Origin of the sequence: Pseudarthrobacter sp. NPDC092419 (assembly GCF_044755045.1) — a bacterium.
Classification (GTDB): Bacteria; Actinomycetota; Actinomycetes; order Actinomycetales; family Micrococcaceae; genus Arthrobacter.
Window position 1 is genome coordinate 683,347 of the sequence record NZ_JBIVQF010000001.1, and the last position, 16,170, is coordinate 699,516.

General features: G+C 68.4%; 15 protein-coding genes and 1 tRNA gene. 6 read left to right on the forward strand and 10 right to left on the reverse strand.

What is annotated here, in order from left to right; genetic code table 11:
* Nucleotides 1-25: 25 nt before the first annotated feature.
* Nucleotides 26-856: an inositol monophosphatase family protein gene (locus tag ACIQC0_RS03055; RefSeq protein ID WP_400532503.1), complete on the reverse strand. Its 831-nt coding sequence runs from the start codon at nt 854-856 to the stop codon at nt 26-28.
* 31 nt (nt 857-887) lie between these two features.
* Here ACIQC0_RS03055 and ACIQC0_RS03060 point away from each other — a divergent pair, with 31 nt between their 5' ends.
* A complete protein-coding gene (locus tag ACIQC0_RS03060; RefSeq protein WP_400532504.1) occupies nt 888-1,517 on the forward strand; it encodes a hypothetical protein in 630 nt (209 codons plus the stop codon).
* A gap of 55 nt (nt 1,518-1,572) precedes the next feature.
* Here ACIQC0_RS03060 and ACIQC0_RS03065 read toward each other — a convergent pair whose 3' ends face one another.
* A complete protein-coding gene (locus ACIQC0_RS03065) occupies nt 1,573-2,331 on the reverse strand; it encodes a DUF998 domain-containing protein (protein ID WP_400532505.1) in 759 nt (252 codons plus the stop codon).
* Nucleotides 2,332-2,414: 83 nt separating this feature from the next.
* On the opposite strand from ACIQC0_RS03065, the gene ACIQC0_RS03070 reads away from it, so the two are divergent.
* The 3 genes from ACIQC0_RS03070 (at nt 2,415) to ACIQC0_RS03080 (ending at nt 3,354) form a co-directional block, all read left to right on the forward strand.
* A tRNA-Arg gene (locus tag ACIQC0_RS03070) sits at nt 2,415-2,487 on the forward strand.
* 1 nt (nt 2,488) lies between these two features.
* Nucleotides 2,489-2,959 carry a DUF6314 family protein gene (locus ACIQC0_RS03075; RefSeq protein ID WP_400532506.1) on the forward strand — a complete coding sequence of 157 codons (471 nt, stop codon included), beginning with the start codon at nt 2,489-2,491 and terminating at the stop codon, nt 2,957-2,959.
* The gene (locus tag ACIQC0_RS03080; RefSeq protein WP_400532507.1) at nt 2,956-3,354 is read left to right on the forward strand and encodes an NUDIX domain-containing protein; all 399 of its coding nucleotides are present in this window, start codon (nt 2,956-2,958) and stop codon (nt 3,352-3,354) included. The genes ACIQC0_RS03075 and ACIQC0_RS03080 overlap by 4 nt, the downstream gene beginning before the upstream one ends.
* 12 nt (nt 3,355-3,366) lie before the next feature.
* On the opposite strand, the gene ACIQC0_RS03085 is transcribed toward ACIQC0_RS03080, so the two are convergent.
* The gene (locus ACIQC0_RS03085; protein WP_400532508.1) at nt 3,367-5,280 is read right to left on the reverse strand and encodes an ABC transporter ATP-binding protein; all 1,914 of its coding nucleotides are present in this window, start codon (nt 5,278-5,280) and stop codon (nt 3,367-3,369) included.
* Nucleotides 5,277-6,920, reverse strand: coding sequence for a ribosomal protection-like ABC-F family protein (abc-f, locus tag ACIQC0_RS03090; protein ID WP_400532509.1), 1,644 nt, complete (start codon nt 6,918-6,920; stop codon nt 5,277-5,279). The genes ACIQC0_RS03085 and abc-f overlap by 4 nt, the downstream gene beginning before the upstream one ends.
* 244 nt (nt 6,921-7,164) lie before the next feature.
* On the opposite strand from abc-f, the gene ACIQC0_RS03095 reads away from it, so the two are divergent.
* Together ACIQC0_RS03095 and ACIQC0_RS03100 are read left to right on the forward strand one after the other, a co-directional pair.
* Entirely contained in the window at nt 7,165-7,926 is a 762-nt protein-coding gene (locus tag ACIQC0_RS03095) for a hypothetical protein (RefSeq protein ID WP_377214986.1), read from the forward strand.
* Nucleotides 7,923-8,657 carry a hypothetical protein gene (locus ACIQC0_RS03100; RefSeq protein WP_400532510.1) on the forward strand — a complete coding sequence of 245 codons (735 nt, stop codon included), beginning with the start codon at nt 7,923-7,925 and terminating at the stop codon, nt 8,655-8,657. The genes ACIQC0_RS03095 and ACIQC0_RS03100 overlap by 4 nt, the downstream gene beginning before the upstream one ends.
* Before the next feature lie 298 nt (nt 8,658-8,955).
* Here the strand turns inward: ACIQC0_RS03100 and ACIQC0_RS03105 are convergent, their stop codons facing one another.
* The 6 genes from ACIQC0_RS03105 to ACIQC0_RS03130 form a co-directional block, all read right to left on the reverse strand.
* Nucleotides 8,956-12,021, reverse strand: a complete 3,066-nt coding sequence (locus tag ACIQC0_RS03105) for an alpha-mannosidase (protein ID WP_400532511.1) — start codon at nt 12,019-12,021, stop codon at nt 8,956-8,958.
* A gap of 144 nt (nt 12,022-12,165) precedes the next feature.
* Nucleotides 12,166-13,044, reverse strand: a complete 879-nt coding sequence (gene fdhD, locus ACIQC0_RS03110; RefSeq protein ID WP_377214983.1) for a formate dehydrogenase accessory sulfurtransferase FdhD — start codon at nt 13,042-13,044, stop codon at nt 12,166-12,168.
* A 117-nt stretch (nt 13,045-13,161) separates the two neighbouring features.
* Nucleotides 13,162-14,538, reverse strand: coding sequence for a molybdopterin molybdotransferase MoeA (locus ACIQC0_RS03115; protein WP_400532513.1), 1,377 nt, complete (start codon nt 14,536-14,538; stop codon nt 13,162-13,164).
* Nucleotides 14,535-14,828 carry a DUF6457 domain-containing protein gene (locus ACIQC0_RS03120; protein WP_400532515.1) on the reverse strand — a complete coding sequence of 98 codons (294 nt, stop codon included), beginning with the start codon at nt 14,826-14,828 and terminating at the stop codon, nt 14,535-14,537. The genes ACIQC0_RS03115 and ACIQC0_RS03120 overlap by 4 nt, the downstream gene beginning before the upstream one ends.
* Entirely contained in the window at nt 14,825-15,493 is a 669-nt protein-coding gene (locus ACIQC0_RS03125) for a molybdenum cofactor guanylyltransferase (RefSeq protein WP_400532517.1), read from the reverse strand. The genes ACIQC0_RS03120 and ACIQC0_RS03125 overlap by 4 nt, the downstream gene beginning before the upstream one ends.
* A gap of 42 nt (nt 15,494-15,535) precedes the next feature.
* Complete coding sequence (locus ACIQC0_RS03130; protein WP_377214979.1) at nt 15,536-16,036, reverse strand: HNH endonuclease; 501 nt, start codon at nt 16,034-16,036, stop codon at nt 15,536-15,538.
* Nucleotides 16,037-16,170: the final 134 nt, after the last annotated feature.

The window sequence follows — 16,170 nt, forward strand, 5'->3', positions numbered from 1 at the left end:
ACGACAGCCGGCCCCGGCCTGTGGATTACTGCACCGAAGCGGACTCCAGGGCGGCACGCAGGCCGCGCACCGCCGTCGTTCCACCTGCCATGAACCACTCCAGGCCGTTCACCGTGACGGTGTCCACCGCGCCTCCGGCCGCCCGGACGATAGCCTTGCCCGGCAGCCAGTCCCATTCCGGGCAGCTGTGCTGGAACCAGCACCCCAGCTGCCCGTCCGCAACGCGGCCCAGGTCGCAGGAGCCGGAACCCAGCATCCGGAGCGCCGCAGCAGATGTTGCCGCTGAATGCCATGGCATGGCGCACAGCGGGTTCATCAGCCAGGTGGGGTGGATGTAGGTGGCCGCGCCAAGGTCCGCGAGGGGTGCGGCGTTGCGTTCTCCCCCGTTGTCGCGGAAGGCGGTGATCTTCTCGCCGTTGAGGGAAGAAGGGTGCCCCTGGCCGCCCAGCCACAGCTTGTCTTCCTCCGGCTGGTAGATGGCACCGAGCAGCACGTCGGAGGTGTCCTTGAGGGCAATTGCGGAACACCAGTAGGTGGCTCCGTGCAGGAAGTTGTACGTGCCGTCCACCGGATCGATCACCCAGGTGCGGCCGCTGGTCCCGGCCACCGAGGCGCCCTCTTCGCCGACGATGCCATCATCCGGCCGGCAACGCTGCAGCTGCTCCAGCACATAGGCCTCGGCGGCGTGGTCCGCCGCGGTCACAACATCCGACACGGAGGTCTTCTGCTGCGACTGCAGGCCCGCCATCCGCATCAGGAGCGCCAGCTGTCCGGCCTCGCGGACCAGGGCCGCGGCCAGCTGGTAGTCGTCCAGGGAAGGGTCAAGTTGAACAGCGCTGTGCCTGCCAATGGTCATGGCTTCAGTTTAGGGGCGCGATAATGGTGCCATGGCAAAAACCCCTGCCCAGCGCATCAAGAAGCACGGCTCCAAGGCAGCTGTTCCACAGCACCACCTGCCCCCGGTGATCAATCCCACCACGGCCCGCACGCCGGAGAAGGCGCAGAACAACAGCAACCTGATCCTGATCGCCGGGGTGGTGGCCAGCCTGTTCCTGTTCTGGTACCTGCACCTGCTCACATTGAACCAGCTCACGGATCTGTCCGGCGGACTGGCCATGCCCGATTCGCAGGTGGGTGGCTTCGACCCGGCCTACATCTCGCAGCTGCAGGGTGCCATGGACGGCGACGCCCGTGGCCAGCTCAACTACGTCCACAAGACCGCAGGCACGCTTTTCCCGCTGATCTTCGGCTTCACGTGGCTGCTCCTGATCGGCACCAGCGTGACCCGCAAGGCCCTACGCTGGGCGCTGTGGGCGGTTCCGCTGCTGTTTGTGGTGGCCCGGCTCTGGGGCAATGCCGCCATCGACGCGATGATGGCCTCGGCGGCGCCGGACGCCGGCCAGGTGGCTTTGGCCTCAGGCCTGACGGTTGCCGGCTGGGTGCTGCTGGTGCTGAGCCTGCTGGCCGGGGGCGTGGCAGCAGTGCTGAGCAGGAGTACGAAGAAGGCAATCCGCTGACCGGACCCACCATCGAGTGCTCCGTAATGGTCCTTTTGAGCAGCCTGAACGACCCTTAGGCAGCAATTGATGCGGCCCGGAGTTCCTTCCGGTGGCGGTGCACCCGGCGGGCGATGACCAGGCCCGCCGTGGCCATGCCCACGGTCACGGGGTAGCCCATCAGCCGTTCCAGCGTGCCCGGCTCAGGGACCGCCATTCCGGTGAGCCCGCCGGTGGCCAGCGCGGCCAGGGACACGGCACCGCAGGCCAGGATGAACCAGGCCATGGGCGTCTTGCGCAGCCACAGAAGCCCCAGGACCACCAGGGCCGCAGCACCCGCAAGGAAGTACATGACCGCGCCCGCCAAGTGCCAGCCGGATCCCGCATCCTCCGGGACCAGGCCGACGATCACCGTTCCCGCCCCTGCCAGTCCGGTCAGCAGCCGGACCCACAGCGCCGCCAGCCACGGCTTCCGGGTGCCGGGACGGATGCGAAGGTCTGACCGCGCAGCCACGCACAGCAGGGCCGAGCTGAGCAGGAGGGCGCCCACCACCATGCCCAGGCCCTGGACCACGAACGAGGCGTTCATCAACCAGTTGAGCGGCGAGCAGACCTCGCGCCCGTCGAAGATCCCGCAGTGCAGCGCACCCAGGTCGCTGATGTAGCCCGTCCTCAGGTCGTAGGGTCCGGGCCCTGCCCAGGCGCCGATTGCCGCCGCTTCGGCCGCGAAGTACTGGAGCACGCTCAGCACGGCCCAGCCGCCGATGTATTGGCGGGTTGATGCAGTATCGGGAATCAGTACCACCGCGGAGGTGGCCTGGGGGGCTGGACTCATGCCTTGAGCGTAGTACGTGCCCATACCTTGTATGCTTGTATCCGTGTCCGCCCGGACCGGCCCCGCCGATCCTTCGGACGCCCGCCCTCGTAGCTCAGTGGATAGAGCACGGCTCTCCTAAAGCCGGTGTCGTTGGTTCGATTCCAATCGAGGGCACTTGAACCTTCCCTCCCCGGAGTTTGACCTCCGCGCCTACCTGCTGGGCCCCGGCGATCCCGGCCCCGGCACGTGGAGCGTGGACCGGGACCTGCTGGACCGCTCGCTGGGCACCCGCGGAACCTTCTCCGGCGTCGTCCGCTTTGTTTCCACGGCCGACGGCGGCCTCTCCCTGCGCGAGGAAGGCACCGTGCGCTGGCCTTCTTTCGCAGGGCCCGCCTTCCGCGAGTATCTTCTGCGCCCGTCCGGGCGCCCGGACGCACTGGACGTGTTCTTTCCGGACGGCCGCCCCTTCCACCGGATGAGCTTCTCCGCGGAGGCCAATCTGGACCGGCACTGGTGCGATCCCGACACATACCGTGTGACGTATATCTTCGAGGGCGGCCACAGATTCAGCTACCGCTGGGATGTGACGGGTCCGCGGAAGGACCTGCTGCTCACGTCCCGCCTCACCCGAACGGAAGACGCGTGAAGGATCGGATCGTAGTCTCCGCCGTCTGCGTCTTCGACGACGCCGGCCGGCTGCTGACCGTCCGCAAACGCGGGACCGGGATGTTCATGCACCCCGGCGGCAAGCCTGAAGCCGGGGAGTCGGCAGCCCAGGCCGCAGCACGGGAGCTGGCAGAGGAGGTGGGGATCGTCCTGGACCCTGCAGCTTTGGACCTGCTGGGCGTATGGATCGCAGACGCCGCCAACGAGGCCGCAACGGACATCGAGGCTACGGTCTTCAGGGCCCCGGGAACCTGGACGGCCCACCCGTCGGCCGAGATCGAGGAGATCCGCTGGCTGGACCCGGCAGCCCCGCCCACGCAGGATCTGGCGCCGCTGCTCACGGACCATATCCTGCCCGGGCTCAGTAAACCGTAGGCCGCCCGTCCCCTACAGCTCCGGCACCGCTTCCTCCGCCACTGCGGCGGCCTCGGCGAACTGCGTCCGGTACAGCTCCGCATAGCGTCCGTCCGCGGCGAGGAGTTCGGTGTGCGTGCCCTGCTCTACGATCCTGCCGTCCTCCACCACCAGGATGGCGTCGGCTGCCCGCACCGTGGACAGCCGGTGGGCAATCACCAGCGCCGTCCGTCCTTCCAGCGCAGCACCGAGGGCGGCCTGCACGGCGGCCTCGTTCGTGGAGTCCAGGGCTGCCGTTGCCTCGTCCAGGATGACCACGCGCGGCTGGGCCACCAGCAGCCGGGCAATCGTGAGCCGCTGCCGCTCGCCGCCGGAGAGCCGGTAGCCGCGCTCCCCCACCACGGTTTCCAGCCCGTCCGGCAGGGACCGGATCATGGTTTCCAGGCGGGCCTGCCGGATGGCCTCCCACATGTCCTCCTCCGTGGCGTCCGGCCGGGCCAGGCGCAGGTTGGAGGCGATGGTTTCGTGGAACAGGTGCCCGTCCTGTGTCACCATGCCCAGGGTGTCGCGCAGGGAATCGAAGGTAGTGTCCCGGAGGTCCAGGCCCGTTCCCGGCACGGACCCGCCCAGGCGCACGGCCCCCGAATCCACGTCGTAGAGGCGGGCGAGCAGCTGCGCGATGGTGGACTTGCCCGCCCCGGAGGAACCCACGAGGGCGACGGTCTGGCCCGGTTCCACCCGGAAGCTGATGCCGTGCAGCACTTCCTCGCCGCCGCGGGTATCCAGGGTGGATACTTCCTCGAGGGAGGCCAGCGAGACCTTGTCCGCGGAGGGGTAGGCGAACCGGACGTCGTCGAACTCCACGGAGACGGGTCCGGCTGGGACCGCCACGGCGTCCGGCTTCTGCTGGATCAGCGGCTTGAGGTCCAGGATTTCGAAGACCCGTTCAAAGCTGACCAGGGCGCTCATGATTTCCACCCGGGCGTTGGACAGCGCGGTGAGCGGGGCATACAGGCGGGTCAGCAGGAGCGCGAGGACCACCACGTCGCCAGCCGCCAGCTGGCCAGTGATCGCATACCAGCCGCCCAGCCCATACACCAGGGCCAGGGCCAGCGCAGACACCAGGGTCAGGGCGGTGACGAACGTGAACTGCAGCATCGCGGTGCGGACGCCGATGTCGCGGACCCGGCCGGCCCGCACCGCGAACTCGCGGGATTCGTCCGCTGGCCGGCCAAACAGCTTGACCAGGGTGGCGCCGGGGGCGGAGAACCGTTCGGTCATCTGGGTGCCCATGGTGGCGTTGTGCTCGGCGGCCTCGCGGCGCAGGTCCGCCAGCCGGGACCCCATCCGGCGCGCCGGAACAAGGAACACGGGCAGCAGGACCATGGCCAGCACGGTCACCTGCCAGGACGTTCCCAGCATGACCACCAGGGTGAGGACCAGTGCCACCACATTGCTCACCACGCCGGAGAGCGTGCCGGCAAACGCCGACTGGGCGCCGATGACGTCGTTGTTCAGGCGGCTGACCAGCGCCCCGGTGCGGGTTCGCGTGAAGAACGCGATGGGCATCTTCTGGACGTGGTCGAACACCCGGGTCCGCAGGTCCACGATGACGCCCTCGCCGATGGTGGAGGACAGCCAGCGGCTCACCAGGCCCAGCCCGGCCTCGGCGACGGCCACGACGGCGATCAGCACGGCCAGGCGGACCACCTCGCCGGCCGGGGCCTTGGCCACGATTGCGTCCACCACCTGTCCGGCGAGCACCGGGGTGGCCACGGCGAGAAACGCCATGACCACGGAGAGGGCGACGAAGGCGAGCAGCTTGCCGCGGTGCGGCCGGGCGAAACCGAGGACGCGCTTGAGTGTTGCCTTCGAGAACGGCCGGGAGCGGCTCTTCGCGGTGCTGATGTTGTAAAGCGAATGCCAGGCGACGCGGTCCATGCTCATTGCTGCTGCTCCGTTACTTGTCCGTTGTCCACTGCCCAACGTACATCCAGGCGGACGTTCTCCAGCAGGCGGCGGTCGTGCGTCACCAGCAGGAGCGCGCCATCATAGCTTTCCAGCGCCTCCTCGAGCTGTTCGATGGCGGGCAGGTCAAGGTGGTTGGTGGGTTCGTCCAGGACCAGCAGGTTGACCCCGCGGGCCTGCAGCAAGGCCAGTGCGGCCCGGGTCCGCTCGCCGGGCGAGAGCGAGTCCACCGCCCGTTCCGTGTGGTCCGCCTTGAGTCCGAATTTGGCCAGCAGTGTGCGGACTTCCGCGGGTGTCAGGTCCACCAGGACATTTCCGACGGCGTCCGCAAGCCTTTCGTCGCCGGCCAACAGGTTTCGTGCCTGGTCGATTTCGCCGATGGCCACCGACGCTCCCATGGCTGCGCTGCCCGAATCGGGTGCAGTCGCGCCCAGGAGCAGCCGGAGCAGGGTGGACTTGCCGGCCCCATTGGGACCGGTGATGCCGATCCGGTCGCCAGCATTCAACTGCAGGTTGACCGGGCCCAGGGTGAAGCCGCCCTGCCGCACCACGGCATCGCGGAGTGTTGCCACCACGGAGCTGGACCGGGGCGCCTGGCCGATGGAGAACTGAAGCTGCCATTCCTTGCGGGGCTCTTCCACCGCGTCGAGGCGGGCGATGCGGGACTCCATCTGCCGGACCTTCTGGGCCTGCTTCTCCGAGGACTCGGTGCTGGCGGCCCGGCGGATTTTATCGTTGTCCGGGTTTTTCTTCATCGCGTTCCGGACGCCCTGGGAGCTCCATTCGCGCTGGGTCCTGGCACGCGAGACCAGGTCCGCCTTGGTGGCGGCGAACTCCTCATATTTTTCGCGTGCGTGCCGACGCGCCACGGCGCGCTCTTCGAGGAAGGCGTCGTAGCCGCCGTCGTAAACTCCCACGGCATTCTGGGCGAGGTCCAACTCCACCACGGTGGTGACGCAGCGGGCCAGGAATTCACGGTCGTGGCTAACCAACACCACGCCTCCGCGGAGTCCCTTGACGAAGTCCTCCAGTTTGGCCAGCCCCGCCAGGTCAAGATCGTTGGTGGGCTCGTCGAGCAGCACCACGTCGAACCGGCTGAGCAGGAGTGCCGCGAGCGCCACACGCGCGGCCTGCCCGCCCGAAAGCCCCGTCATCTCTGCATCGGCGCCGGTGTCAAGGCCAAGGTCCGCCAGGACGGCGGGTATCCGCTCCTCCAGGTCGGCGGCGCCGGAGGCCATCCAGCGGTCAAACGCGCGGGAGTAATCATCGTCTGCGCCCGGTGCCCCGCTGCCCAGCGCCTCGGCGGTGGTTTCCATCTCCACCGTGGCCTGCGCGCAGCCGGTGCGCCGGGCGATGTAGCCGGTCACTGTCTCGCCCGCGGTCCGTTCGTGTTCCTGCGGAAGCCAGCCCACGAAGGCATCCGAGGGCGCCAGGCTGACGGTTCCAGCCTGGGGCTGGTCCACACCCGCGAGGATGCGCAGCAGGGTTGATTTCCCGGCGCCGTTGGCGCCCACCACACCCACGACGTCCCCAGGCGCAACCGTCAGGGAAAGGTTCGAAAACAGCTGCCGGTGGTCATGCCCGCCGGAGATGTCCTTGGCTACGAGCGTCGCTGTCATGGGTCTGTTCCTTCATTGATGTCGTCCGGCCGGGTCCGCGGGACAGTGCCGGGCAAGGGGTGCTCGCAGCGGGGAGCGGACGTCCGGGCCGCAGACGTGAAAGAGCCCGCTGGTCCGGACTTGGGGGGTGTACGGACCAACGGGCTCAGCAATTAAGAATAGTCGAAACACCCGTGGGGGTAAAATCGTCGAAGCCGTGACGCGGTAAAATCATTGCACCCACCAGTCGTCCAGGAAGCCCTCCATGCCCGTACCCGCCAAGGCCTTCCAGCGCTGGCTGCAGGGCATTGCCCCCGATACGAGCACGGCGGACATCTGCCGGGTTTCCGGGATCAAACGGACCACCCTCGCCCAGCAGCTGGTGCGCGGCAAGGTGGCGGAGACAACCGTCGTGGCCATCAGTCGCGCCTATGGCCTGAATCCCGTGGCGGCGCTGGCCGGGTTTGACGCCTACCGCAGCCTGGCCGGGCCGCCGCAGCCGCCGACGCACGGTGAGCTGGTCAGCCAGGTCTCCACTCCTGACCTCCTTCGCGCCGTGCTGGCCCGCACCGCAGAGACCACGGCGGAGAACACCGCGCAGGCCGCCGGCCCGCACGGTTCGGCGGGACCACCGTCGCTCACGCCCGCCCCGCACGCCACCTCGGTGCGGAACTGGGTGGATGCCATTGACGACGGCGAATTACGGCACCGCGTGTCCGCCGCCACGGGCGTCGCGCCCCAGAACTTTTCCGCCCAGCTCACCGCGAACCGGCTGTCGCCGGAACTGGCCGTTGCCACGTCCCTGGCAGCGGGGGTGGGACCGGCCGGCGGGCTGGTGGCGACCGGCCTGGTAACGGAGGCCGAGGCGGGCTGGCCGCCGGATGCCCGGCAGGCGGCCGTGGACGCGATGTCCGACGGCGACCTCACCGCCCTCGCCGGGGAACGGCTGCAGGCACTCGGCAAGGTCCTGCGCCGGCAGGAGCATGACACCGCGCAGACGGAACAGATATGGGAGAACCTGGGATGATCGAATTCATTCAGTGGGCAACACTGGCCACGTGCGGCATGGTCGCCGCCGCACGCATGCCCAGCGCGCTCCGCGGGCAGAACCGTTCGCTGTTCTATATCTTCTTCCTGATGACGCTGGCCACCCTGCTGAGCATCCATGACCCGTACGTAGCCATCGACCAGGCCCTCGGCGGCATGAACTACAGCAACCTGCTGCTGCGCTTCATCATCTTCGCGGCCATCTACTTCGTGGGAATCCGGGTGACCCGGGGCTTCGGGGCCCAGGATGCCTACCGGTTGATTACCGGGCGCGTGGGCATGCTGGTCCTCCTGGCGGTTTCGCTGGTGCTGGTGGCGGTGTTCCTCCTGATGGACACGGCGGGATCCTCCGCCGGAATGGTGGCGCAGGCCCACAAGGATCAACGCAACGCCGTGCTGGTGGAGTATTACGGCGCTGCCGGCCGGGCGTACCCCGCCTACGTATCCCTGGTGCTGTTGCCTGCCATGGTGCGCGCCGTCCGTAGCCGCCTGCCCGTCCTGGTCCGGGTCGCTGCCTTCCTGCTGGGCACCGGAGGGGTAGCCATCGCCCTGACCCTGCTGTTCCCGGTGGTGCCGCCGGAACTCAGCCAGCTCAAATACCTGGTGAACTACACCGCGGTGCTTTGCTACGTGGTGGGGCTCGCTTTGATCTGGGTGGCGAAGGTCCTGAACACGCGCCAAGCCGTGGCCAGGAAATCTACTGAAAAGTAACCCCAAGCACTTTCACAAAATCATTAGAATGTGATTCAATCATGAATGTGTGAAAGCGGGGCAAATGGCGTCTTGCGAACGGGGAGAAATTCTTGGACGCCGGGGTGGCCCCGCATGCTTTCGCACAATTGGGGGGATGAGTGGTGGCGGCCGTTGGGGACCGCCCCCACTCAGCCTTTTTTAACGGCAGGATTCACGGCCTCCCCCGAATCAGAGGTTGTTCGCAGATCCGGACCTTGACGGCACGTACCTGCGAACAAGCCTCTGTTCTCAGGCGGATCCTCTTTCTTGGCTTCGGTTACCGCGCAAAGCGCAGCGTCACCAGCTGGAACGGTCGCACCGTCAGGTCCGCCGCCACCGCTCCGCCGGCGATACTCCCCAGTGCGCCGGCACCTTCCAGCACCTCCATGCCGGGCACCGCGATGTCCCGCTCCAGCAGGTCCACCGTCCGGACTCCCCGGGCCGGGAAGTTTGCCGTGACAGTGCCCCGGGCGCGCCCGCCCAACGATTCGTAGAGCCGGACGATGACGTCCCCTGACCCGTCCTCGGCCAGCTTGACCGCTTCAACCACCAGCGCCGGGCTGGACACGGCAACAAGCGGTTCCACGGGCGCCGCACCCCGCACCAGCCGTCGCGCCAGGTTGGTGCGGTAGCCCTCCTGGACCGCATCGGCGATGCCGGCCCCCGGACGGATGGTGACGGTGAGCTCATGCTGTCCGCGGTCGGCCCCCGGGTCCGGGAACTTGGGAGCACGCAACAGCGAGAGGCGCACGTTGGTGGTGGTGCCGCCGTCGTGCTCCCTGATGGCCCTGGTGACGTCGTGGCCGTACGTGGAATTATTGGAAATGGCCACGCCGTAGCCCGGCTCGCCCACGTGGATCCAGCGGTGGGCGCAGATTTCGAACTTCGCTGCTTCCCACGAGGTATTGGTGTGCGTGGGGCGCAGGACGTGGCCGAACTGCGTTTCCGCAGCCGACCGGTCCGCCCGGACGTCCAGCGGGAAGCCGAGTTTGAGCAATTTTTCCCGTTCGTGCCAGTCGACCGAAGTGGTGATGGCCAGGGAGGGACTGCCCGGTGCCAGCGTGATCAGCTGGGTGATGGCCGATGCTCCCACGGTCCGGACCACCCGCACGGATGACCCGTCCTCCGCCACGCTGACGGACTCTGCGGCGACCAGCGCCGTGACGTTGCGGCGGTAGAACTCGTCGATGTCCCAGGCGTCCCATTCGTTGGGGGTATCCCGGTGCAGTTCCAGCAGGTTGCCGCGCTCCCGCGGCGCGATGGCTTCGCGGCCGCTGGCGTAGTCCGTCAGGGACACCAGCAGGCCGTCGGCATCGATCACGGCCCGGATCACGCCATTGTCCAGGACATAGCCGCCCAGCTGGGGGGCGGCGGCCGCGCTGACCGTGGCCGCTGCTGCCGCCGTGGCAGGCACCGCGGCGCCCAGCGCGGCAACGCCGTCGCGGGCATGCGGGGCCGCGTTCAGCAGGAATGTAGTGTTGCCGGGCCCCAGCATCGCAGCCACGGCTTGGCCAATCAGGGCCTCGAGGTCCGCGGCGATGGCCTGGTAGTTGCGTTCGGCGTCGCGGTGCACCCAGGCGATGGAGCTGCCCGGCAGGATGTCGTGGAACTGGTGGAGGAGGACCAGTTGCCAGAGCCGCTTCAGCTCGGCTGCAGGATAGGCAAAGCCAGCGCGGACGGCCGCCGTGGCACACCACAGTTCGGCCTCGCGCAGCAGGTGTTCGCCGCGCCGGTTGCCCTGCTTGGTGCGCGCCTGGCTGGTGTAGGTGCCGCGGTGGAGCTCAAGGTACATTTCGCCCACCCAGACGGGCAGCACCTGGTAGTCCTCCTCCGCCTGGCGAAAGAAGCTCTCGGCCGAACCGATCCGCACCTTTGGAGAGCCTTCAAGGCCTGCACTGCGCCGTGCGGCGGCGAGCATTTCGCGCGTGGGTCCGCCGCCGCCGTCGCCATAGCCGAACGGCACGAGCGACACGCTGCCATGGCCGTGGTCCCGGTAGTTACGTTCGGCGTGCGCCAACTCGCGGGCGCTGAGTTCGGCGTTGTACGTGTCCACGGGCGGGAAGTGCGTGAAGAGCCGGGTGCCGTCGATGCCCTCCCAGTTGAACGTGTGGTGCGGCATCCGGTTGGTTTGGTTCCACGAGATCTTTTGCGTGAGGAACCAGCGGCTGCCGGCGGATTTCACGATCTGCGGCAGCGCCCCGGAGTAGCCGAAGGAATCCGGCAGCCAGGCCTCCCGGCACTCAATGCCGAATTCGGACAGGAAGAAACCCTTGCCCTCCACGAACTGGCGCGCCATCGCCTCCCCACCGGGCATGTTGGTGTCCGATTCCACCCACATGCCGCCGACGGGCACGAACTGGCCCGAGCGGACCTTTTCACGGATTCGCGTGAACAGCTCCGGGTAGTACTCCTTGATCCATGCAAACTGCTGGGCTGACGAGCAGGAAAACACGAAGTCCGGGTCCTCGTCCATCAGAGCCACCACGTTGGAGAACGTCCGGGCGCATTTGCGGATGGTTTCGCGGACCGGCCAAAGCCAGGCAGAGTCGATGTGGGCGTGCCCGGTGGCCACCAGCTGATGCGCGGACGCGTAGGCCGGGCTGGCCAGGACATCCGCGAGCTCCTCCCGCCCTGCGGCGGCAGTGCCGGCGACATCGTCGGGGTCCATGATGTCCATCATGCGTTCCAGGGCGCGGAGGATCTGGTGCCGCCGGGGCAGCTCCAGCGGCAGCTGCTTCATCAGTCCCGCGAGGGTCCACACATCCTGCTGGAGTTCCCACACGGTCTTGTCCAGCTCGGCGATGCCGATCCTCCCGAACCGGTATTGCGGCGCGGTTCCGGCGGTTGCCTTGTCCCCGTAGGGGGTTGCGGCGAAGGTCCAGCCCCCGGCCACGTCCGGGTTGGCCGCCGCCTCAACGTAGAAGTCCACGGCCATCCCGCTGCCAAGCAGCTTCAGGGGGATGTACTGGTTCCGGGGCGAGATCGCCTTGATGATGGTGCCGTCCGCACGCCAGGCGATGCCTTCGCACTGGAATCCCGGCGCTTCCAGGGTGAAGCCCAAGTCCACCACGACCTCAACGGCGGTGTCCGCGCGGCTGCCCCAGGATTCTGGCACCTCGCCTTGGAGCCGGAGCCACGTGGTGCTCCACGGCCTGCCCCACGGAGCACCGTGTTCCTGCGGGCGGAATTCCTGCCGCATGGCCTCCAGAGCGGGGACAGGTTCCCCGGGGGCCTCCCAGCTGCTCAGTTCCAGCGGCACCATCCGCGTGTAGACCGCAGGGTTGATCCGTTCGCGGACGAACCGCTCCAGCCGGACTTCCGTGATCCGTCGGTCGTCATGCAATAGGGGCCTCTTTAGACTTGGGTGGGACCGCGATGTCCATTCGATGGAAAAATCTACCGGCTGGCCGGAGGATAACCAAGCACCAGCACCCCTGCCCGGCGCGGATCCGCGGATCCCCGGATTCAAGAGTGTTGCCGATGGGGATTACGACGGCGGCGCACCGGCAGGTGCCAATCGCACCCGGGCGTCCCCGGAGTAGACATTGAGGCTGGTGCCCCGGCTGAAGCCTGCCAGCGTCATGCCACTGGCTTCGGCCAGCTCCACGGCAAGGCTGGACGGGGCGCTGACCGCGGAGAGGACCGGGATCCCGGCGAGGGCCGCCTTCTGCACCAGCTCGAAGGATGCCCGCCCGGACACCTGCAGCACGGTCCCGCGCAGCGGGAGCAGCCCTTCCCGGAGGGCCCAGCCCACCACCTTGTCCACCGCGTTGTGGCGCCCCACGTCCTCGCGGAGGCACAAAAGCTGCGCGCCGCCGTCGTCCGTTATCCGGAAAAGTCCGGCAGCGTGCACTCCGCCCGTGTTGTCGAAGAGGCGCTGGGACTTGCGGAGCAGGGCGGGGAGGGACGCCAGGACGTCCGCGCCGATGCTGAGCGGATCCGCTTCCGGACTGTAGTGCGAGGATTTCCGGACCGCGTCCACGGAGTCCGTGCCGCAAATGCCGCAGGCGCTGGAGGTGTAGACGTTCCGTCCGGTGGCCGGCCGCGGCACGTCCGGCCGGAGCTGGGCCTCCACCACGTTGAAGGTCTGCATCCCGTTTTCGTCTTCGCCGGCACAGAAGCGGAGGGAGACGAGTTGTTCCGGCTCCCAGATGATGCCCTCGGCCACCAGGAAGCCGGCCACGAGGTCGAAATCGTCTCCCGGGGTGCGCATGGTCACGGAGTAGGAGAGGCTGTCCAGGCGCATCTCCAGCGGCTCTTCGACAGCCAGCACATCTTCGCGGTGCCGGACCGGGAACTCCAGGGCTTGGGGGCTGCCGTCCAAGACGTATTTATGCACCTTGCGGCGCTGCGTCACGCGTCCCATGGCCAGTTTCTTCCGTTCATGCCTCCATCATGGCAACGGCAGGGCCCGCGGTCCAAGCGCCGTCCAGCCGGCAAACGCCCGGCAGCCGGCGAGCCGCCGTCACCCGGTAAGCACTGCTCAGCCAAGGAGGGCGCTCCAGTCCACGGGGCCGGCGGGTTTGGCGTCCTTGCCGGTGCCGTCCTTCGCCGTCCTGGCTTTCGGGATCCTGGTCTTCGATTTGGCGTCCGGGTCAGGTGCCGCCGGAATGGGCGGGCCCCAGGGCAGCGCGAAGGCCGGCACCATCTCGCCCAGCTGCACCCCGTGCGGGGGCACCACCATGACGCCGTCCGCCGCGGCGAGGCCCCGCATCATCCCCGGCCCGGTGTGCTGGGCCGGGGACGCCATGCCGTAGAGCAGGCGGTAGGGCATCAGCCTGGTCCGGCCAGGCTCGGGGTCGATCAGCGTGCCGCAGGGAACTTCCTGGACCTCCGGCAGCGTGCCGTGTCCCAAGGCTGCCAGCAGCGGCGCGCCCACGGTGGACAGCGCCATCATGGCGGCGAGGGGGTTGCCGGGAAGGCCAATCACAAACCGGCCGTCCTGCAGCTCCGCCAGCACGGCCGGGTGTCCCGGCCGCATCGCAACGCCGTCAATGACCAGGCGGCCACCAAGCTCGGCTACGGCCCGGCGGAGGTGGTCGGTGCCGGAGCGGCCGGTGCCGCCAGTGGTGATGACGACGTCGGCCGGCAGCCCGGGCGCGCCCGGCGCCTCCGGGACAACGTCCTCCAGGGCGGCCAGCCACTCCTCATACGAGTCGCCGATCCGCTGCCGTCCGCCCGGGATGCCGCCGAGCATCTCCACCACGGCAGGGAGCTGGGGGCCGAAAGTGTCGCGGACCGTGCCCGGCTCGGGAACGCCGTGCTCCACCACCTCTGAACCGGTGAGGATGAGCCGGACCACGGGTTTGCCCTGGACCTGCAGTTCGTCATAGCCGGCCAGGGCGGCCAGTGCCAGGTGGGCCGGGTTCAGGACCACGCCGGCTTTGACCAGGACGTCCCCTTCCTGGGCTTCCTCGCCGGCCTTGCGGACGTGCTGGCCGGTCCGCGGCTCCCCCGGCCGGGCGCTGCCGCCGGTGGTAAGGATGGGCAGACCGTCCTCGTCCTTGGCCAGGACCGCGCTTTCGGTGCGGAGCACGGCCTTGGCGCCGGGCGGGATGAGCCCGCCCGTGGCGATGGGGCTGGCCTGGTGAGGAGCCAGCCGGGTGCCCGGCTCGGTGGTGATCCAAGGTCCGGTGCCGTTGACTGCCCAGCCGTCCATGGCGGATGACGCGTAGTGGGGCATGTCCTGCAGCGCCACGACGTCCCGGTCCAGCCGCCGGCCCAGCGCCAGTTCAAGCGCGACGGGTCCTGCGGGGATGGGCCCGGCCGCGTCGAAGGCGGCCTGCCGCGCTTCGGCCCATGTGTGTGCCGCGTGGTGGTGTCCGTAGTCCGCCGTTTCCCCCTGGGTTTCCCCGGTCATTCTCCGGGAGTCTCCGGCGCTTCGGCATCGTAGGCGCCTGCCAGCTTCTTGGCCACGGACAGGGCGGATTCCATCGCGGCGGCATCTACGGTGCGGCCCTCGCTGGTGGAGAGGCCCGCGGCCAGTCCGGCGATGAATGTGGTGAGGGGCGCTGCCGGGCGCACCACCGAGTGGGCCGCGACTCCGGCAAGGCTCAGGATGGCGTTGATGTCCACCTGGACATCCTCCAGTTCATAGGCCTGGAGCAGGGACCTGCACCATTCCTCGAGGGTTTCTTCCTGGCTTTTCACGGACTGCCTCCCAAGTTGTCTGCTGCCGCGCCGGTCCCGGGCTGTGGGCCGGGACCGGCGGCAATTCCTAGTGCGGCGGCATCATCCCAGGTGTCCACATCAGTGGTGGACCCGGCGGGGACGGTGACAAGCTGCAGGTCCAGACTAGCAAGCAGCGAGCGCACCGACGCGTTGGTTAGCGCCCCTTCGGCCGACAGGGCGTCCACCGCGTTTTGTAGCGCAGCCGTGCGATAAAAACCTGCCAAGGGCTGCATCCTGCCGTCCCTGGTGGCGGCGACCACGCCGTCGGGGACCTCCGCCGGCGCGGCAAGTTCCGCGAGAAGGCACACGACGGCGGCTTCAGCGCGCGGCATGTCGCAGGCGAGGACCAGGGTAAAGGCCGCCGGCGCCAGGGCCGGGTCATCGGCAAGGGCCGCCAATCCAGCCCCGATCGCGGCCGCCGGACCTGCGAAGGGAGGATCTTCGCGGCAGCACAGGACGCCGGGCGGCAGCATCCCCGGGTCCGGGCCCACCACTGCCCTGCGCGAAGCCCCTGCCGCAGCCTGCAGCGCGCGCTCAAGGAGGGTGCCGCCGTCGTAAACCAACGATTGCTTGGGCGTCCCATCCAGCCGGGAGGAGCGCCCGCCGGCCAGGATAACGGCATCGAAGGCGTGCTGGTTGTCCACTCCCCTACCCTAGCTAATGGCAGCACGGCGGTGCCGAAAGTGTCAGGCAGCGCGTTCGGGAAGGAGGAAGGGATCCCAGTCGGGCGCAGGCTTCTCGAGTTCCTTAATCTGCCAGATGGTCCCATGGGGGGGCTCGGGAACGAACCGCAGCTTCCACCCCATCTCCGCGGGGGTGTGGTCCCCCTTGGCGTTGTTGCAGCGCAGGCACGCAGCCACCAGGTTCTCCCAGGAATCGGCGCCGCCGCGTGACTTGGGCTGAACGTGGTCGATGGTGTGGGCCGCCTTGCCGCAGTACGCGCAACGGTGGCCGTCCCGGCGCAGCACTCCGCGCCGGCTGACGGCGGTGGACTGGTTATACCGGGGCCGGATGTAGCGGTTGAGGAGGATCACGGACGGGCGGCCCAGGATTTCCTGCGGCCCCACGACGGGGTCGTCCCCCTCGGCCACCACGCTTGCCTTGCCTGTGAGCACAAGCACCAGCGCCCGGCGGAAAGTGATAACCGCCAGCGGTTCATATCCAGCATTCAGAACGAGAGTGCGCATGCACGTACCTCTTCACGGCCGCACCCGTCAGGGGCACGAGGGCCGGCTGCCCTCGGCATGTCCGGGCTATGGATCGACACCACCAGAGTAAACAAAGATTTGCGTCATCAGCTAATCCGGCACGGAAATGCGGG